Genomic DNA, 19,358 nt, shown 5'->3' on the forward strand with positions numbered 1-19,358 from the left:
GCTCGCGACAGCTCTCGGACGCCGCAACGTGCGCGTCCGGGCCACCGAGCTGAAGGAGAGAACATGGCTCAGGGAACCGTCAAGTGGTTCAACGGCGAAAAGGGCTTCGGCTTCATCGCCCCCGACGACGGCAGCGGCGATGCGTTCGTGCACTACAGCGCCATCTCGGGTGCCGGATTCCGCAACCTTGAGGAGAACCAGCGCGTCGAGTTCGACATCGTCGCCGGCCCCAAGGGTCCCCAGGCGGAGAACGTCGTCGGCATCTAAGACATCCCTCGCGACTCCCGGTCGTGAGTTCCGGGCCCCCACGCCACCGCGTGGGGGCCCGACCTGTTTCCGGCGCACCGGAGGCCGGGACGCGGAGGGCGGCCGCGTCGGGTGAAGAAGGCGTGACCAGGCGCGATGCGGCCGGACGGCGAGCGGCGCGGCGGCGCCTCCCCGGCCCGGGGCGAGGGGCCGGGGGCCTTCGCGGCCGTGCGGTCTCCCCCGTTCCGGGCCCGGAGGACCGCGAAGGGTGATATGGCCGTGACGCGCCGTCCCTGGCAAAGATGAGTAAAGTGACGCTAGTCTCATCTAGCCCGGTTTACCTCCTATTCCTTCTGGAACTGCGAACCTTGACCGATAACCGCGCCGACGCCGCCTCCCGATGCCCCTGGCAGGACTCCGCCGTCCCGTTGTACGAGGGATACGAGGGGACCGACCGCCACGAACTCTGGGAGAGCCTGCGCGAACGCTTCGGCCAGGTGGCCCCGGTGCGCCTGGAGCCCGACCTCGCGGCCTGGCTGCTGCTGGGCTACGAGGAGAACCTCGCGGTGCTGCGCGACTGGAGCGGCTACTCCCGCGACACCCGCAGGTGGCGGGAGATCCGCGAGGGCCGCCGTGAACTCGGCGCCGAGCTGCGGCCCACCATGGCCTACCGCTCCAGCGCGCTCTACTGCGACGGCGCCGAGCACGCGCGGCTGATCGCCCCGATCGCCGACGCGCTGTCCAAGCTGTCGGAGACCCGCGTCCGCAAGGACATCGGCGAGGTCGCCGACCAGCTCATCGACGCCTTCTGCGAACGGGGCGAGGCCGACCTCGTCGGCGACTACGCCGCACTGCTGCCCCCACTGCTGATCAACCGGTTCTTCGGCCTGGAGGACGCCTACGGCTACGTCCTCGGCCACCTGTCGACGACGCTGTGGACCACCGACGGCGCGGTCGCGGCCGACGCGGTCGCGCGGATGCGCGACTACTTCGTCGGTCTGGTGCAGCACAAGCGCGCCGAGCCCGGCGCGGACGTGACGAGCTGGATGATGGACCACCCGGCCGAGCTGACCGACGCCGAGATGGCCGATCAGTTGATCCTGCTGGCCGGCGCCGGGCACGAGCCCACCTCCAACCTGCTCGGCAACGTGCTGCGGCTGCTGCTGACCGACCCCGGCGTCGCACGCGAGTACGCCAGCGGCGGGGTGCTGCTGGACGAGGTCGTCAACCACGTCATCTGGACCGAGCCGCCGATGCAGGCGCTGGCCGCGCGCTTCCCGACCCGCGACGTCACCATCGACGGCACCGCGATCGGCGCGGGCGAGCCGCTCGTCATCGGCTTCGCCGCCGCGCACGCCGACCCCCGTCTCGGCCTCACCCGGCACGCACCGGACTCGGCCCTGCCCACCGGCCACAACAGCGCCCACCTGATGTGGGGCGCCGGCGAGCACCGCTGCCCGGCCCAGCCGCTGGCCCAGCAGATCGTCCGCATCGGGGTGGAGCGGCTGATCGACCGCCTCTCCGGCATCCGGCTGGCGGTGGACCCCGCCGAGCTGCGCTGGCGCCGCGAGGTCTTCGTCCGCGGCCTGATCGAACTCCCCGTCTCCTTCACCCCGGTGGCGGCCCCCGAGCGCCCGGCCCCGGAGGCCCCTGCGCCGCCCCCCGAACCGGAACGGCAGGACCAGACCGGCCCCACCGACCTGCTCAGCCGCGTCCTGCGCTGGTGGCGGGGGAGGAGCAGGTCCTAGCCTTATCCATCCGGGCCAGTCCGAGGCTTCGGATTTGGACGTTTCGGCCAAAGCCGGACGGGGATGCGGCCAGTAGCGTCACTGGCATGTCTACGCGTCCGTTCTGGCTGGCCGGCACTGCTGCTACCGGCGACGATGAAATCACGGTGACCCACCCCTACGACGGGCAGGTCGTGGGAGCGGTGTCGGTGCCCACCGAGGCCCAGATCGAGGAGGCCGTCGCGGCCGCGCACGGCGTGCTCGACCGGGCGGCGGCGCTGCCGGCCCACGTGCGGGCCGAGGCGCTGGCGCACGTCTCCCGGCGGCTCGCCGAGCGCACCGAGGAGATCGCGCGGATCATCACCGACGAGAGCGGCAAGCCCGTCAAGTGGGCGCGCGGCGAGGTCGGCCGGGCCGTCTCGGTGTTCCGCTGGGCGGCCGAGGAGGCGCGCCGCGACAGCGGGGAGATGCAGCGCCTGGACACCGACCCCGCCGGCACCGGACGCATCGCCGTGATCCGCCGCGTGCCCAAGGGGGCGGTGCTCGGCATCTCGCCGTTCAACTTCCCGCTCAACCTGGTCGCGCACAAGGTCGCGCCCGCCGTCGCCGTGGGCGCGCCCATCATCCTCAAGCCGGCTCCGGCCACCCCGATGTCGGCGCTGGTGCTCGGCGAGATCCTGGCCGAGACCGACCTCCCCGCCGGCATGTTCTCCGTCCTGCCCATGCCCAACGAGCGCGCGGCCTCCCTCATCACCGACGAGCGGCTGCCCGTCATCTCCTTCACCGGCGGCCAGTTCGGCTGGGAGCTGCAGCGCCGGGCCCCGCACAAGCACGTCACGCTGGAACTGGGCGGCAACGCGGCCGCCGTCGTGCTGGCCGACGCCGACGTCGAGTGGGCCGCCGAGCGGGTCGCCCTGTTCGGCAACAACCAGGCCGGCCAGGTCTGCATCGGCGTGCAGCGGGTCATCGTCGACGACGCCGTCCACGAGGAGTTCACGGCCCGGCTCGTCGAGAAGGTGGAGGCGCTGGCGACCGGCGACCCCCGCGACGAGGCGACCGACGTGGGCCCGCTGATCGACGAGGCCGCGGCGGTCCGCGTCACCGAATGGGTCGAGGAGGCCGTGAGCGCGGGCGCCGAGCTGCTCGCCGGCGGCAAGCGCGACGGCGTCACCGTCGCCCCGACCGTGCTGGCGGCGGCGCCGGCCGACTCCAAGGTGGTTCGGGAGGAGGTCTTCGGCCCGGTCCTGGTGGTGCAGCGGGTCTCCGGTGTCGACGAGGCGTTCGCCCAGGTCAACAACAGCGACTTCGGCCTGCAGGCCGGCGTGTTCACCCGTGACCTGCAGACCGCGTTCCGGGCGCACCGCGAGCTCGACGTCGGCGGCGTCATCATCGGCGACGTCCCGTCGTTCCGCGCCGACCAGATGCCCTACGGCGGGGTCAAGAAGTCGGGAGTCGGCAAGGAGGGCCTGCGCTCGGCGATGGCCGACCTCACCTACGAGCGGGTGATGGTGGTGACCGGGGTCCCGCTGTAGCGGCCCCGGTCCCGATTCGGCGGGCGAAGGCGAGGACCCGGGAGTCGCCCCTCCCGGGTCCTCGCGCTCGCCGTCCCCGCGAGGAGTACCGAGTCCCGGGGCGCCGAGGCCCCGGAGAACCTTCCGGCGGCCCTCATCGAGCTCTGACCGTCGAGTTCACGGGGCGAGGCGGGACTTCCGAGGCGCGGATCCGCTGTGCCGTCGGCGGCTTGCGCGCACTGCGGCAGCCGATCCCCTGTGCGCCCCCGATCGTCACATGCCGATCAGAGCGCCTGCGCCGTGTCGTAGACGCGCTCGGCCGCCGAGCCGAGGCGCGGGCCGTACTGCCTGCCGGGGTTGTCGGCGTACTTGAAGCTGATCACCGAGGTGATGGTGCCCGTTCCGGTGCGGGGGTCGAAGCCCGACAGCCACGGTCCGCCGCTGGAGCCCTCGCTCATCCTGCACGCCATGCCCGAGGCGGACGTGCCGCCCCGGTCGGGGCGGACCGGGCCGGAGCAGTAGTGCAGGTGGCGGCCGTCGTAGCGGTCCACCGAGGGGTAGCCGAAGGAGTACACCCGATCACTGTGGCCAGTGCCGAACGCGATCTCCTGGTGCCCCGTCCTCTCGGCCACGTGGGCGCCGCCCGAGCCGGTGTCGAGCACGGCCATCCCGAAGTCGAAGCTGTCGTCGGCCTCGCGCCCCCACTGCGGCGCGACCAGCATCTCGCGCGCCGTGTAGTCGCCGTAGGGGCGGTCGCCGTCGTCGTAGCCGGGCACGAAGACCCAGTTGCGGGCCCACGGACCCGTGCCGTCCTTGAGGCAGTGGCCCGCGGTGATGACCGTGTCCTTGTTCTCAGCGGGGATGACGGAGGCCGAGCAGGTGAAGTCCCTGCCGTTCATGGTCAAGAAGACCCTGCCGGTGGTCCTGGTGACCTTCCCGCCCCCCGTCCAGCGCTTACCGGTGCTGCCGGAGCGGGGCGCGGCCTGGTGCTCGGTTCCGCCGTGCCCGGGGGAGGCGGGGGAATCCGCCTCCTGGGCGGCCGTCAGGGGCCGCGCGTCCGGCGCCTCGTCGAGGGACGGCCCGATCGGCTCGGCCGCGGCCATGCGCTCGGCCGTCCAGTAGGCCAAAACGTCGCGCCGCTCGCCGGGGCCGTCGGCCGCCGATTGCCGCACGACCCCTTCGTGCGCCCGGGTCGCGGTGGCGGCGGGCCGGTCGGCGCCACCGCCGTCGGCGGGGACGCCGGCCATGGCGATGGCGATCCCGGCGAGCGGACCGAGGACCTTGTGGGCGACGGACGGTGTCATGGACCGGAATTCTGCCATACTTTCAGTAGCAGGTCAGTCACTTTGTGTTTGCAGGGCAGGTGGGGGAGTCGATCCGCGCCGCCGCGGCGCCGCCCCTCGTCGACGGGGACGGCGCCGCGGCGGCGGGCGCTCCTCAGCCCACGTGCGCGTCCTTTCAGGCCATGGGCACGCTCAGCCAGGACGGATCGTCCTCGGGCGAACCGAACTCGACCTCGCCGCCGATCCGGCTCTCGCTGGTGTAACGGGGGTCCTTGGTGTCGACCACGAGCGTGAGCTCGTGCCCGGCCGGGACGTCCCAGACCACGGGGTCGAGTTCCACGTCGATCGCCACCGGCTCGCCCGGCGCCGCGTCGCGCAGCGTGACGGGCTTGTGGGTGATCAGGGCGCCGGTGCCGTAGCGGTCGACGGCGTAGAGGTAGACGAACAGCGAGGTGTCGGCCCTGCTCGGGGTCACGGTGAGGTGGGCCAGTGGCGCACCGCTGACCGTGGCGCCGTCCTCGTAGGGTTCGCTCGTCCACACCCCGGCGCGGTAGCGGTTCACGAAGGGCAGCGAGACACCGGTCGGGATGTCGGCGAACTGCTGCAGCGCGCCGCTGGCCAGCAGCGTGCCGCTGTTGGCCAGGGTGTCGACGCCGGTGCGGATGTCGTAGTCCCAGCCGGTCGCCGGGTCGCCGCTCAGGCCGCCGGTGGACTGCCAGCGTTCGAACGAGCGCCTGGGCTCGGTCAGGTAGTGGGTGTCGGTGGTCGCGGTGACCGACTCCCAATCGGGGTAGGTCACCCAGCCGCCGGAGCCGTTGTTGGGCTTCAGGCGCACGGGGTCCTCGGCGTCGATGCCGTTGTCCACGCCCCGCAGGTGGTGGTCGAACCACCGGGTGAGCGACTCCCAGGTCTCGTTGGGCAGGCCGAAGGCGCCGAAGGCCTCGGGGGTGGCGTGGTCGCCCGGTGTGAGCATGAGCCGCTTGTCGGTGCTGAGCCCGGAGTAGAAGTCGGTCAGCGGCCCCGGAGGGAAGATCCCGTCGTTCCAGGCGTGCGCGATCATGACGGCCGGGTCGTTCGCGTTGATCAGGTCGATCTTGGTCGCGGCGGACCGCTCCGGCGCGATGTCGAGGGCCGGCTGCAGGTTGCCCCTGCGGTACTCGTCCTCGACGTGCTCCAGGTCGTCGCCGAGCCGTCCGGTGATCCTGCCGACCGCGAGCAGCATCTCGACGGTCTGGAAGCTGACGGTCTCGTTGGGGTAGATGGACGCGGCCAGGTCGCTCCAGCCGCTCATCGCGCCGACGGCCTTCACCCGGTCGTCGACGGCCGAGGTCAGCAGGCTGATCCCGGCGCCGTAGGAGATGCCGGCCATGCCGATGCGGTCGGGGTCGGCGTCGGTGTTGTCCAGCGCCCAGTCGATGACCTTGCGCGCGTCCGTCACGTCCTTGGGGCCGGCGACCTCGATGCCGCCGCCGGAATCCCAGAAGCCGCGCGAGGTGTAGCTGACCACCTGGTAGCCGGACTCGTAGGCGAGCCTGCGGGCCGCCCCGACGTACAGCAGGTTGTTGGTGCCCCACGCCGACGGCATCACCAGCAGGGGGTGCGGCCCCGGCCTACCGGTCGGGGTGATGACCAGGGCCTTCAGGTCGGTGTCGTCGGCGCCGGAGATCGTGACGTACTCCGTGGTGGAGCCGACGTCATCGGCGTGCGCGAGAGGTGGCGCGAGCATCACGAGGAGTAGTGAGGCGAGGGCGGCAGCCAGCGCCGTCCACGGTTTCTGCATGGGGGGACCTCTGGGGGAGCGGGGTGAGCGGGGGAGGGATCGATCGGGCGGTCGGTGACCGAGTGAACGGACCGGACCGCGATCCCGTGGACGGCCGCGCCTTACCGTCACGTTCTCTATTTAACTGGGGAGTAACTTACTGTGGAGTCAAGTTAAGCCGGGGAGCCCCCGCTTGTAAAGGGGCTTCGGAATCTGCCGGGCAGCGGAGAAGGCCGCGCGGCAGACCGTGGCCGCAGGCGGCCCGGGCCCGGCCGCCTCGTGCAGAACTCGGTAAGGAGCCGGATCCAGACGCATTCCGCCCCGCTCGGCAGCGGGCGAGGAGGGTCAGTCGTCCGCGCAGGTGCGCAGGGCCAGGAGGCGCGCCAGATCGCGCAGCGATGCCATCGGCCCGGGCCGACGGGCGGCGGGGGCGTGCGGATCGGTCGCCCGCTCCTCCGCGCGCTCCTCGCGCAGCCGCTCCTGGCTCTCCCGCACGACCTCCGGCGGCAGTTCGACCGCGATCCAGCGCTCCGGGCAGTCCGCGTGCGGACCGGGGGCGATCGGCCCGGTCGCCGTCGGGCCCTCTGCCTCCCCCGCCGCCGTCGAGCTTTCCGCCGTCCCCGCCGTCCCCGCCGCCCCCTCTTCGGCCCACGCCGTCCCCGGTGCGCACAGCGCGATGAACAGGGCGGTGAGCAGTGTCACCAGCGGCGTCCGGCGCATGGATGTCCTCGCTGATCGTCGTCGCTGCGGCTGTCCCGGCGGGGACCGCGGGTGCGGTCGGGCCGCCCACGTAGTCTCACCGCCCCGCGCTGCCCACCGGTAGTGGCGGCGGGGCTGCCTTTGTGTCGTCGGCGCGGCCGCTCCACCGGCGCGGAAACCGCGGAACGGGCCGAAGGGCGCGGTCAACGTGCCCGCCGCGGCCGCCTCCGGGCCGCCGGACCCGGCGGGACCGATTGTGGCCGTTTCCGGCCGACGAGGTGCGCGACAATGGGGGCGTGCATATCGCGGAACAGCCTGACGAGGTGTCCACCACCGTGTCCTCTCCCACGCGCCGTGAGGTCGTGATCCTCGGGTCCACCGGTTCGATCGGGACCCAGGCCATCGATGTCGCCACCCGCAACCCCGACCGCTTCCGGGTCGTGGGGCTCGCGGCCGGGGGCGGCCGCCTCGACCTGCTCGTCGACCAGGCGTGCGCGCTCGGCGTCGAGGCCGTGGCGGTGGCCGACCGGGCCAGGGCGGTCGAGCTGGGCCGCCGCCTGGCCGAGCGCGGCAGCGCGGCCAAGGTGCTGGCCGGCCCCGAAGGGATCGCCGAGCTCGCCGCCTGGCGGTGCGACGTCGTGCTCAACGGCATCACCGGGGCGCTCGGCCTGGAATCGACGCTGGCGGCCCTGCGGGCCGGCCGGCTGCTCGCGCTGGCCAACAAGGAGTCCCTGATCGTCGGCGGTCCCCTGGTCCGCCAGGTCGCCCGGCCGGGGCAGATCGTGCCGGTGGACTCCGAGCACTTCGCGCTCGCCCAGTGCTTCCCCCGGGTGCCCGAGGAGCGGCTGACCAGCCTCGCCCAGGGCCAGGTGCAGGCGCGACCGGAGGAGGTGCGCCGACTGGTCATCACCGCAAGCGGCGGCCCGTTCCGCGGCCGCTCCCGCGCCGAGCTCGCCGGGGTCACCCCCGCCGACGCGCTCAACCACCCGACGTGGAGCATGGGCCCGGTCATCACGGTGAACTCGGCCACGCTGGTCAACAAGGGCCTTGAGGTCATCGAGGCGCACCTGCTGTTCGACGTCCCGTTCGACCGCATCGAGGTCGTGGTGCATCCGCAGTCGGTGATCCACTCCATGGTGGAGTTCGTGGACGGCTCGACGCTGGCCCAGGCCAGCCCGCCCAGCATGCGGATCCCGATCGCCTACGGCATGGGGTGGCCGCATCGGGCCACCGCCGTGGCGCCCGCAGTGGACTGGACGAAGGCCCACACCTGGACGTTCGAACCGCTGGACAACGAGGCGTTCCCCGCTGTGGAGCTGGCCTGCCGGGTCGGCGCCGCCGGCGGCACCGCGCCCGCCGTCTACAACGCGGCCAACGAGGAGGCCGTGGCCGCCTTCCTGGACTCCCGGCTGGCATTCCCCGCGATCGTGGACACCGTGTCCCAGGTAGTCTCAGAACATCCGGATGCGGACACGGGGTCCGTCCTCACGCCGGCCGAGGTCCACGCGGCCGACGAATGGGCCCGGATCCGCGCCAGGGAGCTGATCGCCCGGCAGGTTTAAGGGGACGTCTAGATGGTCGCGTTACTGACCGCACTCGGGATCCTTCTCATGGTCCTGGGCCTGCTCTTCTCCATCGCCTGGCATGAGCTGGGGCACCTGAGCACCGCCAAGATGTTCGGCATCCGGTGCACCCAGTACATGGTCGGCTTCGGCAAGACCCTGTGGTCGACGAAGAAGGGCGACACCGAGTACGGCGTCAAGCTGGTGCCGCTCGGCGGGTACGTGCGGATGGTCGGCATGATCCCGCCGGCCAAGAAGCGCGACGACACCTCGGGCAAGCCGATGTCGCGCTGGCGCGCCATGATCGAGGACGCGCGCGAGGCGAACAACGTCGAACTCGAACCCGGCGACGAGGACCGGCAGTTCTACCAGCGCGCGCCGTGGAAGCGGCTGATCGTGATGTTCGCCGGCCCGTTCATGAACCTCGTCCTGGCGGTCGTGCTGTTCGTCATCCTGCTGATGGGGCTCGGCCTCTACCAGCCCACGACGACGGTCGGGGCGGTGCACGAGTGCGTGGTGCCCGCGGCGACGATCGACGACACCTGCCCCGAGGACGCCGAGCCGTCCCCCGCGGCGCAGGCCGGGCTGCTGCCCGGCGACAGGATCGTATCGATCAACGGCGAGGAGACCCCCGACTGGCGCTCGCTGCAGGACGCCATCCGGGCCGACATCGGCCCGGGCACGATCGGCGTCGTGCGCGACGGCGAGTCGATGACGCTGCGCACCGAGTTCATCGAGAACCAGGTGGTCAAGCTGGACGCCGACGGCGACCCCGTCGTCAAGACCGACGCCGACGGCGAACCGGTGCTCGACTCCCAGGGCCGGCAGATCCCCGAGACCGTGCCGGCGGGCTTCGCCGGGTTCGTGCCGATGGACGCGCGCCAGCCGCTGAGCGCGGGCGAGACCGCCGTGTTCATGGGCGACACCGTGCTCGCCGTCGGCGAGGCGATCGTGACCCTGCCGACGAAGATCGACGACGTCTTCGGCGCGGCGTTCCTCGGTGCCGAGCGGACGCCGGACTCGCCGGTCGGCATCGTGGGGGCCTCGCGCATCGGCGGCGAGATCATGACCATGGAGGCTCCGCTGGTGGACCGGCTCGCCATGGTGGTCAACCTGGTCGCCGGGATCAACCTGTTCCTGTTCGCCTTCAACATGCTGCCGATCCTGCCCCTGGACGGCGGGCACATCGTGGGCGCCGTCTGGGAGTCGATCCGGCGCAGGCTGGCCAGGCTGTTCAAGCGCCCCGACCCGGGTCCCTTCGACGTCGCGCAGCTGATGCCGGTGGCCTACGTGGTCGTCGCGTGCTTCCTGTGCTTCAGCCTGATGCTGCTGGTCGCCGACATCGTCAACCCGGTGCGCCTGATGCAGTGACCCTGCCGGGTCCCCGCCCGCCGTAGCAGGCGCGGCGGCGGACCGGCGGAAAAGGCCCCATCGTGTCTGAACAGCCGGTGAATCCGGCGAACACGGCACGCGGGCCCGACCGGTGCGGGTAGCCTTAAGCCCGCAAGGAATCGCGAGGCCCGCGTCACGCGTTCCCCGTTGTGGTGCCGCGTGTCCCATCGCGGCCGCCTGGTACACATGACTCCGAATGACGCCGCCGGCCGACCCCGGCGGCCGGCGAGGTGAAACCGCGTGTCCGTCGATCTTGGAATGCCGATTGCCCGTCCGCGCCCGCTGGCGCAGCGGCGTAGATCCCGGCAGATCATGGTCGGCAACGTCCCTGTGGGCGGGGACGCTCCGGTGTCGGTGCAGTCGATGACCACGACGCTGACGGCCGACGTCAACTCCACGCTGCAGCAGATCGCCGAGCTGACCGCGTCGGGCTGCCAGATCGTGCGGGTGGCGGTGCCCAGCGCCGACGACGCCGAGGCGCTGCCGATCATCGCCAGGAAGTCGCAGATCCCGGTGATCGCCGACATCCACTTCCAGCCCAAGTACGTCTTCGCCGCGATCGACGCCGGATGCGCGGCGGTGCGGGTCAACCCGGGCAACATCAAGAAGTTCGACGACAAGGTCGGCGAGATCGCCCGGGCCGCCGGTGACGCCGGCGTGCCGATCCGCATCGGCGTCAACGCCGGCTCCCTGGACAAGCGGCTGCTGGAGAAGCACGGCAGGGCCACGCCCGAGGCGCTGGTGGAGTCGGCGCTGTGGGAGTGCTCGCTGTTCGAGGAGCACGGGTTCCGCGACATCAAGATCTCGGTCAAGCACAACGACCCGGTGGTGATGATCAACGCCTACCGGCTGCTGGCCGAGCAGTGCGACTACCCGCTGCACCTGGGGGTGACCGAGGCCGGTCCGGCCTTCCAGGGCACCGTCAAGTCCGCGGTGGCCTTCGGTGCGCTGCTGGCCGAGGGTATCGGCGACACCATCCGGGTGTCGCTGTCGGCGCCGCCGGCCGAGGAGATCAAGGTCGGCAACCAGATCCTGGAGTCGCTGGGGCTGCGCGAGCGGGGGCTGGAGATCGTGTCGTGCCCCAGTTGCGGGCGGGCCCAGGTCGATGTCTACACGCTGGCCGAGGAGGTCACCGCGGGCCTGCAGGGCATGGACGTGCCGCTGCGGGTGGCGGTGATGGGATGCGTGGTCAACGGGCCGGGTGAGGCCCGCGAGGCCGATCTGGGGGTGGCCTCGGGCAACGGCAAGGGTCAGATCTTCGTCAAGGGCGAGGTGATCAAGACCGTGCCCGAGTCCAAGATCGTGGAGACCCTGATCGAAGAGGCCATGCGCATCGCCGAGGACATGCAGGACGCGGGCACCGAATCCGGCGAGCCCACCGTCTCCGTGGCCGGCTAGCGGCCCACGGGCACACACGACGAGGAGGGGGGAGCGCCGCGGCGCTCCCCCCTCCTACGTTTCGGGCGTGAAGGGATCGATGACCTTCGCACCGCTGTGCGCGACGTCCTTGGTATTGCGGGTGACGAGCGTCCAGCCGTGGACCTTGGCGGTGGCCGCCATGAGACCGTCGACCGTCGAGATCGGATCGGGCACGTTCAACCGGCCCCATTCCTGGGCCACGTCAGCGGTGATCGGCACGATGCGATCGGCATAGGCCGTCTCGATGCCGTCGAGCCATCTTTCCAGCGCCTCCGCCTGCGCCGGATCGCGGCGCCGCTTCTGCTCCACACCGAGCCGGAGCTCCCCCAGAACGAGCACGCTGACCCGGATCTCATTGTTCGGAACCGTCTGAATCCAGTCGGCGACGTGCGGATCCGGCCGCTTCTTGCGGAGTTCCGACACGACGTTGGTGTCGAGGAGGTAGCTCATCCTCAGGGTCCCGGTTCGATCGTGCGCGGAAGGTCTGGAGAGCGCGGGATTTCCAGGTCATCGACCTTCGGGCCGGAGAGCAGGTAGTCCTTGAAGGTCATGGAGGGCTCGGTGAGATGTCGGTATTCGGTGATGTCGATGACGACGACTTCTTCATCACCGTGGCGGGTGACGATTTGGGGACCGTCGTTCTTGGCTGAGCGTACGAGTTCGCTGAACCGCTGTTTGGCCTCTTGGATCTGCCAGTGCATGGAAACAGTCCTGTCTGTCTGGTCTGACTAGACTACAACATCGGCGCTCCTCCCGGTCGGTGGCGAGTGGTGTTCGGCACGTTGAGTTCGATGCGTCGGTCCTGCGTGGGGAGCGAAATCGATCACCGACTGTTTCCGTTGTCTTCAACTCATTTTTGCGCTGTTTCAGTTGCGTTGGGCGAGAGGTCTTGTCCATATCCTTCCTTCAGGAGGGGAAGGTCGGCGGAGCGCGTTGGAGTGGAGGCTCCTCGGCGTGGCCGGGTTCGGGGTTTCGTGCGCCGTATCGTGATAGACGCACATTTTTGCTGCTGATGCGCAAGAAAACGGTCTTATGTCCGATGTCGGCGGTCGCTAGCGTTTGCTCCGGTGCGTTCCGGGTCACACGGCGCAGGGGGAGTGCCGGCCTTGCGGACGTGCCTTCGTCATGCCTTTTTTCACGTGAGGAGCAGGAGTGGAGCAGCACGGGACATCCGAGGCGCCCCCCGGACCCGCAGGTCAGGGCGCCCGGCCCGCGACCGCCGCGCCGCGGCTGGCCGAGCGGCTCACCCGCCGCAAGCCGGTCGGCGCGCTGGTCGAGGAGAGCGGCGAGGGCGAGGGCGGGCGGCTGCGCCGTTCGCTCGGGCTGGGGCAGCTCACCGCGATCAGCATCGGCGCGACGCTGGGGACCGGCATCTTCGTCGTCCTCGGCGAGGCGGTCCCGATGGCCGGGCCCGCCGTGGTGCTGGCGTTCGTCCTCGCCGGCCTGACGGCCCTGTTCTCCGCGCTCGCCTACGCCGAGCTCGCCGGCATGATCCCGGCCTCCGGATCCTCCTACTCCTACACCTACGCCACGCTGGGCGAGATCGTCGCGTGGGCGTGCGGCTGGTGCCTGATGCTGGAGTACGGGGTCTCGGTGGCCGCCGTCGCGGTGGGCTGGGGGCAGTACCTCAACGAACTGCTGTCGCTGACGATCGGGCTGACCATCCCGGCGGCGCTGAGCCAGCCGCCCGGGGACGGCGGGGTCGTCAACCTGCCGGCCGCGGCGGTCGTCCTGCTGGCCATGGTCGCGCTGCTCGGCGGGGCCAAGGAGAGCGCGTGGATCAACAGCGTCATGGTGGTCATCAAGGTCGGCACGCTGGTGCTGTTCTGCGCCGTCGCCTTCACCGCGATCGACGCGGGCAACTACAGCCCGTTCATGCCGCTGGGCATCGCCGGCGTGAGCGCGGCCGGCGCCTCGCTGTTCTTCTCCTACATCGGCTTCGACGCCGCCTCGACCGCCGGCGAAGAGGCCCGCAACCCGCAGCGCGACCTGCCCAGGGCGATCATCCTGTCACTGGTCGTGGTGACGGCCCTGTACTGCCTGGTCGCGCTGGCGGCCGTGGGCGCGGTGCCGTGGCAGGACTTCGCCGGGACCGACGCCACGCTCAGCTACGTGCTGGAGACGGTCACCGGCGGCTGGGTGTGGTCGGTGGTGCTGTCGATCGGCGCGGTCATCGCGATCTCCAGCGTCGTGCTCGTCGTCCTCTACGGCCAGACCCGCATCCTGTTCACCATGTCGCGCGACGGCCTGGTGCCCAGGATCTTCTCGCGGATCGACCCGCGCAGCCGCACGCCCCGCGCCAACACCCTGATCGTCTCGGCGTTCATCGCGCTGCTCGCCGCGCTGATCCCGCTCGGCCACCTGGCCGACGCCACCAGCATCGGGGCGCTGTTCGCGTTCGGTCTGGTCAACGTCGCGGTGCTGGTGCTGCGGCGGACCCGGCCGGAGCTGCCCCGCACGTTCCGGGTGCCGTTCTCCCCGGTCCTGCCGATCCTCGGCGTGCTGTCCTGCGGCTACCTCATGGTGAGCCTGAGCCTGGTGACCTGGCTGACCTTCGCCGCGTGGATGCTGGCGGGGCTGGCCCTCTACCTCGGCTACGGGATGCGCCGCTCGCGGCTGGAGCCGGGAACGGCCCGGGAAACGCGCCCATGAGCGAGGCCCGGACCACGGGCGGCGTCCTGCGCGTCGCCCTGCACCAGGGGTCGGCGCACTCCGCCGACGTGCCGGAGAACCTGCGGCTGCTGGCCGATGCCGCCCGGCGCGCCGCGCGGCAGGGGGCACGACTGCTCGTCTGCCCGGAGATGTCGCTGACCGGATACAACATCGGCGATGGCGTCGCCCGCTCGGCCGAGCCGGCCGACGGGCCGATGCGCCGCGCTGTCTCGGCCATCGCCGCCGAGGCGGGGATCGCCGTGCTCTACGGCTTCCCCGAGCGCGACGGTCCCCGCGTGCACAACGCCGTCCAACTGGTCGACGCGCGCGGCCGGGCGGCGGCCCGCTACCGCAAGACCCACCTGTTCGGCGACATCGACCGCAGGGCGTTCGCGGCCGGGGACACCGCCGTGGTGCAGGCGACCGTGGACGGCGTCCGGGTCGGGCTGCTGATCTGCTACGACGTCGAGTTCCCCGAGACCGTGCGGGCGCACGCGCTGGCAGGCACCGAACTGCTGCTGGTCCCGACGGCGCTGATGCGGCCCTACGAGGCCGTCGCCCGCACCCTCGTCCCCGCGCGCGCGATCGAGAGCCAGATCCACGTCGCCTACGTCAACCGGCGGGACCGCGAAGGCGAGCTCGACTACTGCGGGCTCAGTTGCCTGATCGGCCCCGACGGCACCGAACTCGCCCGGGCCGGGGGCGACGACGAACTGGTCGTCGCCGACGTCGACGCCGAACGGCTGTCGGCGGCCCGCAGGGAGATCGGCTACCTCGCCGACCGCCGCCCCGAGCTGTACGGGTCGCTCGCCGACCCGCGCTGATCCCCCGTTCGATTCCGCCCCCCACCCCCACCAGAGGAGGACCACGCCCATGACGTCCGCCGTCCCCGTCGCCGTCCCGCCGACCGTCCGGGCGGAGCGGCCGCTGACGATGTGCGGGCCGGACTTCCCGTTCGGCTACGACGACTACCTGGCCCACCCCGCCGGTCTCGGCTCGGTGCCGCCCGACAGCCACGGCACCGAGGTCGCCGTCATCGGCGGCGGGCTCTCCGGGATGGTCACCGCCTACGAGCTGATGAAGCTCGGGCTCAGGCCGGTCGTCTACGAGGCCGACCAGATCGGCGGCCGGCTGCGCACCGTCGAGCTCGACGGCTGCCCCGACGACGTGGTCGCCGAGATGGGCGCCATGCGCTTCCCGCCGTCGTCCACGGCCCTGTTCCACTACATCGACAAGGTGGGCCTGCGCACCGAGCCGTTCCCCAACCCGCTGACGCCGGCCGCGCCCAGCACGGTGGTCGACCTCAAGGGCCGCGCGCACTACGCGCGCACCGCGCAGGACCTGCCGCCGGTCTACGACGAGGTGTCGCGGGCCTGGTGGCGCACCCTTGAGGAGGGCGCCCGCTTCGGCGAGATGCAGCAGGCGATCCGCGACCGCGACGTCGCGCGGATGAAGGCCGTCTGGAACGAGCTCGTCCCCACCATGGACAACCAGACGTTCTACGGCTTCCTGTGCGACTCCCCGGCCTTCGCCTCCTTCCGGCACCGGGAGATCTTCGGCCAGGTCGGCTTCGGCACCGGCGGCTGGGACACCGACTTCCCCAACTCCATCCTGGAGATCCTGCGCGTCGTCTACACCGGCGCCGACGACGACCACCTGAGCATCGTCGGCGGTAGTCGGCGGCTTCCGCTGCGGCTGTGGGACCGGGTGCCGGACAAGGCGGACCACTGGCCCACCGGGACGACCCTGCGCTCCCTGCACGAGGGCGGGCGGCCGCGCCCGGCCGTCACCCGCATGTACCGCACCGCGCCCGGCAACGTCACGGTCGCCGACGCCTCCGGGGCGATCCGCACCTATCGGGCGGCGGTGTTCACCGCGCAGAGCTGGATGATGCTCAGCAAGGTCAAGTGCGACGAGGCGCTGTTGCCGATCGACCACTGGACGGCGATCGAACGCACCCACTACATGGAGTCCTCCAAGCTGTTCGTTCCGGTGGACCGCCCGTTCTGGCGGGACGTCGACCCCGCGACCGGCCGCGACACCATGAGCATGACGCTGACCGACCGCATGACCCGGGGCACCTACCTGCTGGACGCGGGGCCGGACCGCCCCGCGGCGATCTGCATGTCCTACACCTGGTGCGACGACTCGCTGAAGTGGCTGCCGCTGTCGCCGCACGAGCGGCTGGAGGTCATGCTCGCCTCACTGGGGGAGATCTACCCCGGCGTGGACATCCGCGGCCACATCATCGGCGACCCGGTCACCGTCTCCTGGGAGGCGGAGCCCTACTTCATGGGCGCGTTCAAGGCGAACCTGCCCGGCCACTACCGCTACCAGCGGCGGCTGTTCACCCATTTCAAGCAGGACGACCTCGAAGAGCGCCACCGCGGACTGTTCCTGGCCGGCGACGACATCTCGTGGACGGCCGGCTGGGCCGAGGGCGCGGTGCAGACCGCGCTCAACGCCGTGTGGGGGGTGATGCACCACCTGGGCGGCCGGACCGACGCCGCCAACCCCGGCCCCGGCGACGTGTTCGACGACATCGCCCCGATCGAACTCCCCGACGACTGAAGGCCGACGGCCCTGAAGGCATGAACCTCGACCACAGGGGGCCTTGAACCTCAGCCGCAGGACGGAGCCCGCGGTGACTGGGCGATTCTCTCGCGTGGCCGAAGGCCCATGGACGGAAATCGCCCATCCGCGCGCCACCTTCGTCCTGCGGCGGGCCTTGACCCCCGGGGTCGAGGTCTCACAGCCCCGCCGGCGCCATGTCCGGGGCCGGTTCGGGAAGCACCTGCTGGTCGACCAGGCGGGACAGGACCAGGGTGCTCTTCGTGCGCACCACGAAGGGCTGGGCGCCGATCCGCTCGATGGTCTCCTCCAGGTGCCCCACGTCGCGGGCCCGGATGTGCACGACCGCGTCGGCGTCGCCGGTCACGGTGCAGGCCGAGATGACCTCGGCGCAGCCGGTGAGGCCGGCCCGGATCTCCGTGGGCGAGGTGCGGGCGCGGCAGTAGAGCTCGATGTAGGCCTCGGTGCCCCAGCCGATCGCGGCCGGGTCCAGCCGCACGGTGAAGCCGCGGATCACCCCCGAGGCCGTCAGCCGGTCGATCCGGCGCTTCACCGCCGAGGCGGACAGCCCGACGGCCGCCCCGATCTCGGCGAACGTCGCGCGGGCGTCGGCGCCCAGGAGCGCCACGATCCGCTCGTCAACGTCGTCCAGCCGCACCGTTGTCCACCCCCTGAGTTCTCCCCGGTCCCGCGCTGCCGCGTCCGGCTCCGCCGCCGACGATGCTACCGGTGCCCCGATGAAGAGCGCTCCGGCGCCGCGTCCGCGCCGGTGCCGGGGCGATCGGGACGATTCCGGCCGCCGCCGTGTCGCTTCCAGGCATACTCGAATAACACGGAGAGAATCCATGGTGTCACCGAGTGTTCAAGGGGGAGTCGGGTGAAACGACGCGCCGGCGGGGCGGTGGCGGCGATCGCCGCCGGGACATTGCTGGCCGCAGGGGTCGTATCGGCGCCGGCGGCGGCCGAGCCCGGCGGGCTCGACTGGGGCGGGTGCGCCGATCTGCGGCCCCGCGAGGACGAGCGGCTCGAATGCGCCACGCTCGACGTCCCGATGGATCGCGGCTCCGCGGCCGGACCGGAGCAGAGCGTCACCCTCGCGCTCTCCCGGGTTCCGGCCCGCGGGGAGCGCACGGGGACGCTCCTGGTCAACCCCGGCGGTCCCGGCAGCAGCGGCCGCGGGTGGGCCTCCATCGTCGCGCTCGGGCTCCCCGACGACCTGCGGGACCGCTACGACGTCGTCGCCTTCGACCCCCGGGGCGTCGGCGCGAGCACCCCGGCCCTCACCTGCGATCCCGGCCACTTCGATCCGGTGCGGCCCGACACCGTGCCGCACGACGCGGCCGACGAGGACGCGCTGCTCGACCGCGCGGCCGACTACGCCCGGTCGTGCCGGGCGGCAAACGGCGACCTGCTCGAACACGCCACGACCGTGGACAGCGCGCACGACATGGACGCGATCCGCGCGGCGCTCGGCGTCGAGCGCATCGACTACCTCGGCTACTCCTACGGCTCCTACCTCGGAGCCGTCTACGCGACGCTGTACCCCGACCGCGTCGGCCGCCTCGTGCTGGACAGCATCGTCGACCCGGACCGCGGATGGTACGAGGGCAACCTCGCACAGAGCCGCTCGCTGGACGCCGCGACGGGCCACTTCTTCGACTGGATCGCCCGGCACGACGACGTCTACGGCCTGGGCGCCACCGGCGACGAGGTCGCCAAACACTACTACGAGGTGCGTGAAGGGCTCGCCGAACGGCCCGAGCAGGCGGTCGGCCCGACCGAGTACGAGGGCACCTACCTCGTGGCGGCCTACGCGGCCGCCTACTGGCCGCCACTGGCCCGGGCCCTGGCCGACCAGGTCAACGACGACGACCCGGCCGCGCTGATCGCCGCATACGAGAGGTTCGGCGAGAGCGCCGAGGACGAGCCCGCCTACGCCGCATATCTGGCCACCGAGTGCACCGACTCGGTCTGGCCCAGGAGCTGGACCACCTGGCGCGCCGACGGGCGGGAGGTGCACGCCGAGGCGCCCTTCCTGGGCTGGAACAACATCTGGTACAACGCTCCGTGCATGTTCTGGCCGGTCCAGGGCGGTCCGTGGTTCCAGGTCGACGGGTCCGAGGTCTCCGACGCACTGCTGGTCCAGGCGACCGACGACGGCCCGACTCCGCTCCACGGGGCCTATGCCATGCGGGAGCGCTTCCCCGGCTCGCGGCTGGTCATCGAGGACGGCGGCGTCACGCACGGCGTCTCGCTGAGCGGCAACACCTGCGTGGACGACGCGGTGGCCGACTATCTGCGCACCGGTGAACTGCCCGAGGCCGGGGGCGGTGCCGACGGCGCCGACCTCACCTGCCCGGCGCCGCCCGAACCGGAGCCGCACCGGGCCCAGACCGCACCGGCGCCGGAGGCCCGGCCGTGACCGGTCCCCGGTGGTGTCGGCGGATCGGTCGTCTAGGCTGGGACCGCGGGAGAAGCAGGGGATGCCGACGTCGACGGTGCCGACCGGATACGGTGGCGGCCGCGGGCGACCGCGC

The 19,358-nt window shown here is 71.7% G+C and carries 16 protein-coding genes; 10 read left to right on the top strand and 6 right to left on the bottom strand.

Annotated features, from left to right (window positions below):
- Nucleotides 1-63: 63 nt before the first annotated feature.
- The 3 genes from HDA32_RS05875 to HDA32_RS05885 all read left to right on the top strand — a co-directional run bounded on the left by HDA32_RS05875 (nt 64) and on the right by HDA32_RS05885 (nt 3,505).
- On the top strand, nt 64-267 hold the full coding sequence (locus tag HDA32_RS05875) for a cold-shock protein (RefSeq protein ID WP_179642234.1): 204 nt from the start codon (nt 64-66) through the stop codon (nt 265-267).
- 347 nt (nt 268-614) lie between these two features.
- The gene (locus HDA32_RS05880; protein WP_246334248.1) at nt 615-1,994 is read left to right on the top strand and encodes a cytochrome P450 family protein; all 1,380 of its coding nucleotides are present in this window, start codon (nt 615-617) and stop codon (nt 1,992-1,994) included.
- Between the two features lie 86 nt (nt 1,995-2,080).
- Nucleotides 2,081-3,505: an aldehyde dehydrogenase family protein gene (locus HDA32_RS05885; RefSeq protein WP_179642235.1), complete on the top strand. Its 1,425-nt coding sequence runs from the start codon at nt 2,081-2,083 to the stop codon at nt 3,503-3,505.
- 263 nt (nt 3,506-3,768) lie between these two features.
- Here the strand turns inward: HDA32_RS05885 and HDA32_RS05890 are convergent, their stop codons facing one another.
- The 3 genes from HDA32_RS05890 to HDA32_RS05900 all read right to left on the bottom strand — a co-directional run bounded on the left by HDA32_RS05890 (nt 3,769) and on the right by HDA32_RS05900 (nt 7,246).
- The gene (locus tag HDA32_RS05890) at nt 3,769-4,788 is read right to left on the bottom strand and encodes a trypsin-like serine peptidase (protein WP_179642236.1); all 1,020 of its coding nucleotides are present in this window, start codon (nt 4,786-4,788) and stop codon (nt 3,769-3,771) included.
- A gap of 154 nt (nt 4,789-4,942) precedes the next feature.
- Nucleotides 4,943-6,547 carry a CocE/NonD family hydrolase gene (locus HDA32_RS05895; RefSeq protein WP_179642237.1) on the bottom strand — a complete coding sequence of 535 codons (1,605 nt, stop codon included), beginning with the start codon at nt 6,545-6,547 and terminating at the stop codon, nt 4,943-4,945.
- Nucleotides 6,548-6,871: 324 nt separating this feature from the next.
- Nucleotides 6,872-7,246: a hypothetical protein gene (locus HDA32_RS05900; RefSeq protein ID WP_179642238.1), complete on the bottom strand. Its 375-nt coding sequence runs from the start codon at nt 7,244-7,246 to the stop codon at nt 6,872-6,874.
- Between the two features lie 341 nt (nt 7,247-7,587).
- Between HDA32_RS05900 and dxr the strand changes: the two genes are divergently transcribed.
- From dxr to ispG, 3 genes are all read left to right on the top strand, one after another.
- Nucleotides 7,588-8,787: a 1-deoxy-D-xylulose-5-phosphate reductoisomerase gene (dxr, locus tag HDA32_RS05905; protein ID WP_179646491.1), complete on the top strand. Its 1,200-nt coding sequence runs from the start codon at nt 7,588-7,590 to the stop codon at nt 8,785-8,787.
- A 12-nt stretch (nt 8,788-8,799) separates the two neighbouring features.
- A complete protein-coding gene (locus HDA32_RS05910; protein WP_179642239.1) occupies nt 8,800-10,158 on the top strand; it encodes a M50 family metallopeptidase in 1,359 nt (452 codons plus the stop codon).
- Between the two features lie 261 nt (nt 10,159-10,419).
- Nucleotides 10,420-11,577, top strand: a complete 1,158-nt coding sequence (gene ispG / locus HDA32_RS05915; protein WP_179642240.1) for a flavodoxin-dependent (E)-4-hydroxy-3-methylbut-2-enyl-diphosphate synthase — start codon at nt 10,420-10,422, stop codon at nt 11,575-11,577.
- 54 nt (nt 11,578-11,631) lie between these two features.
- Here the strand turns inward: ispG and HDA32_RS05920 are convergent, their stop codons facing one another.
- The gene (locus HDA32_RS05920) at nt 11,632-12,048 is read right to left on the bottom strand and encodes a type II toxin-antitoxin system VapC family toxin (RefSeq protein WP_179642241.1); all 417 of its coding nucleotides are present in this window, start codon (nt 12,046-12,048) and stop codon (nt 11,632-11,634) included.
- Between the two features lie 2 nt (nt 12,049-12,050).
- Nucleotides 12,051-12,299 (bottom strand): type II toxin-antitoxin system Phd/YefM family antitoxin, encoded by a 249-nt coding sequence (locus tag HDA32_RS05925; RefSeq protein ID WP_179642242.1) that lies wholly within the window; start codon nt 12,297-12,299, stop codon nt 12,051-12,053.
- Between the two features lie 451 nt (nt 12,300-12,750).
- On the opposite strand from HDA32_RS05925, the gene HDA32_RS05930 reads away from it, so the two are divergent.
- From HDA32_RS05930 to HDA32_RS05940, 3 genes are read left to right on the top strand one after another with little or no spacing between them, the layout of a single operon-like run.
- Nucleotides 12,751-14,250: an amino acid permease gene (locus HDA32_RS05930; protein WP_179642243.1), complete on the top strand. Its 1,500-nt coding sequence runs from the start codon at nt 12,751-12,753 to the stop codon at nt 14,248-14,250.
- On the top strand, nt 14,247-15,074 hold the full coding sequence (locus tag HDA32_RS05935) for a carbon-nitrogen hydrolase family protein (RefSeq protein WP_179642244.1): 828 nt from the start codon (nt 14,247-14,249) through the stop codon (nt 15,072-15,074). The genes HDA32_RS05930 and HDA32_RS05935 overlap by 4 nt, the downstream gene beginning before the upstream one ends.
- A gap of 49 nt (nt 15,075-15,123) precedes the next feature.
- The gene (locus tag HDA32_RS05940; protein WP_179642245.1) at nt 15,124-16,821 is read left to right on the top strand and encodes a flavin monoamine oxidase family protein; all 1,698 of its coding nucleotides are present in this window, start codon (nt 15,124-15,126) and stop codon (nt 16,819-16,821) included.
- Between the two features lie 178 nt (nt 16,822-16,999).
- On the opposite strand, the gene HDA32_RS05945 is transcribed toward HDA32_RS05940, so the two are convergent.
- Nucleotides 17,000-17,479 (bottom strand): Lrp/AsnC family transcriptional regulator, encoded by a 480-nt coding sequence (locus HDA32_RS05945; protein ID WP_179642246.1) that lies wholly within the window; start codon nt 17,477-17,479, stop codon nt 17,000-17,002.
- Between the two features lie 219 nt (nt 17,480-17,698).
- Here HDA32_RS05945 and HDA32_RS05950 point away from each other — a divergent pair, with 219 nt between their 5' ends.
- Nucleotides 17,699-19,243, top strand: a complete 1,545-nt coding sequence (locus tag HDA32_RS05950; RefSeq protein WP_376766937.1) for an alpha/beta hydrolase — start codon at nt 17,699-17,701, stop codon at nt 19,241-19,243.
- Nucleotides 19,244-19,358 lie beyond the last annotated feature (115 nt).

This window comes from Spinactinospora alkalitolerans, assembly GCF_013408795.1.
In the GTDB taxonomy this organism is placed as follows: domain Bacteria; phylum Actinomycetota; class Actinomycetes; order Streptosporangiales; family Streptosporangiaceae; genus Spinactinospora; species Spinactinospora alkalitolerans.

Bases quoted from the DNA above. Each gene is read 5' to 3' on its own strand.
- HDA32_RS05925 (WP_179642242.1), bottom strand. From the start codon at position 12,299: ATGCACTGGCAGATCCAAGAGGCCAAACAGCGGTTCAGCGAACTCGTA.
- HDA32_RS05940 (WP_179642245.1), top strand. From the start codon at position 15,124: ATGACGTCCGCCGTCCCCGTCGCCGTCCCGCCGACCGTCCGGGCGGAG.
- HDA32_RS05885 (WP_179642235.1), top strand. From the start codon at position 2,081: ATGTCTACGCGTCCGTTCTGGCTGGCCGGCACTGCTGCTACCGGCGAC.
- HDA32_RS05900 (WP_179642238.1), bottom strand. From the start codon at position 7,246: ATGCGCCGGACGCCGCTGGTGACACTGCTCACCGCCCTGTTCATCGCG.
- HDA32_RS05935 (WP_179642244.1), top strand. From the start codon at position 14,247: ATGAGCGAGGCCCGGACCACGGGCGGCGTCCTGCGCGTCGCCCTGCAC.
- HDA32_RS05920 (WP_179642241.1), bottom strand. From the start codon at position 12,048: ATGAGCTACCTCCTCGACACCAACGTCGTGTCGGAACTCCGCAAGAAG.
- HDA32_RS05890 (WP_179642236.1), bottom strand. From the start codon at position 4,788: ATGACACCGTCCGTCGCCCACAAGGTCCTCGGTCCGCTCGCCGGGATC.
- HDA32_RS05895 (WP_179642237.1), bottom strand. From the start codon at position 6,547: ATGCAGAAACCGTGGACGGCGCTGGCTGCCGCCCTCGCCTCACTACTC.
- HDA32_RS05910 (WP_179642239.1), top strand. From the start codon at position 8,800: ATGGTCGCGTTACTGACCGCACTCGGGATCCTTCTCATGGTCCTGGGC.
- HDA32_RS05875 (WP_179642234.1), top strand. From the start codon at position 64: ATGGCTCAGGGAACCGTCAAGTGGTTCAACGGCGAAAAGGGCTTCGGC.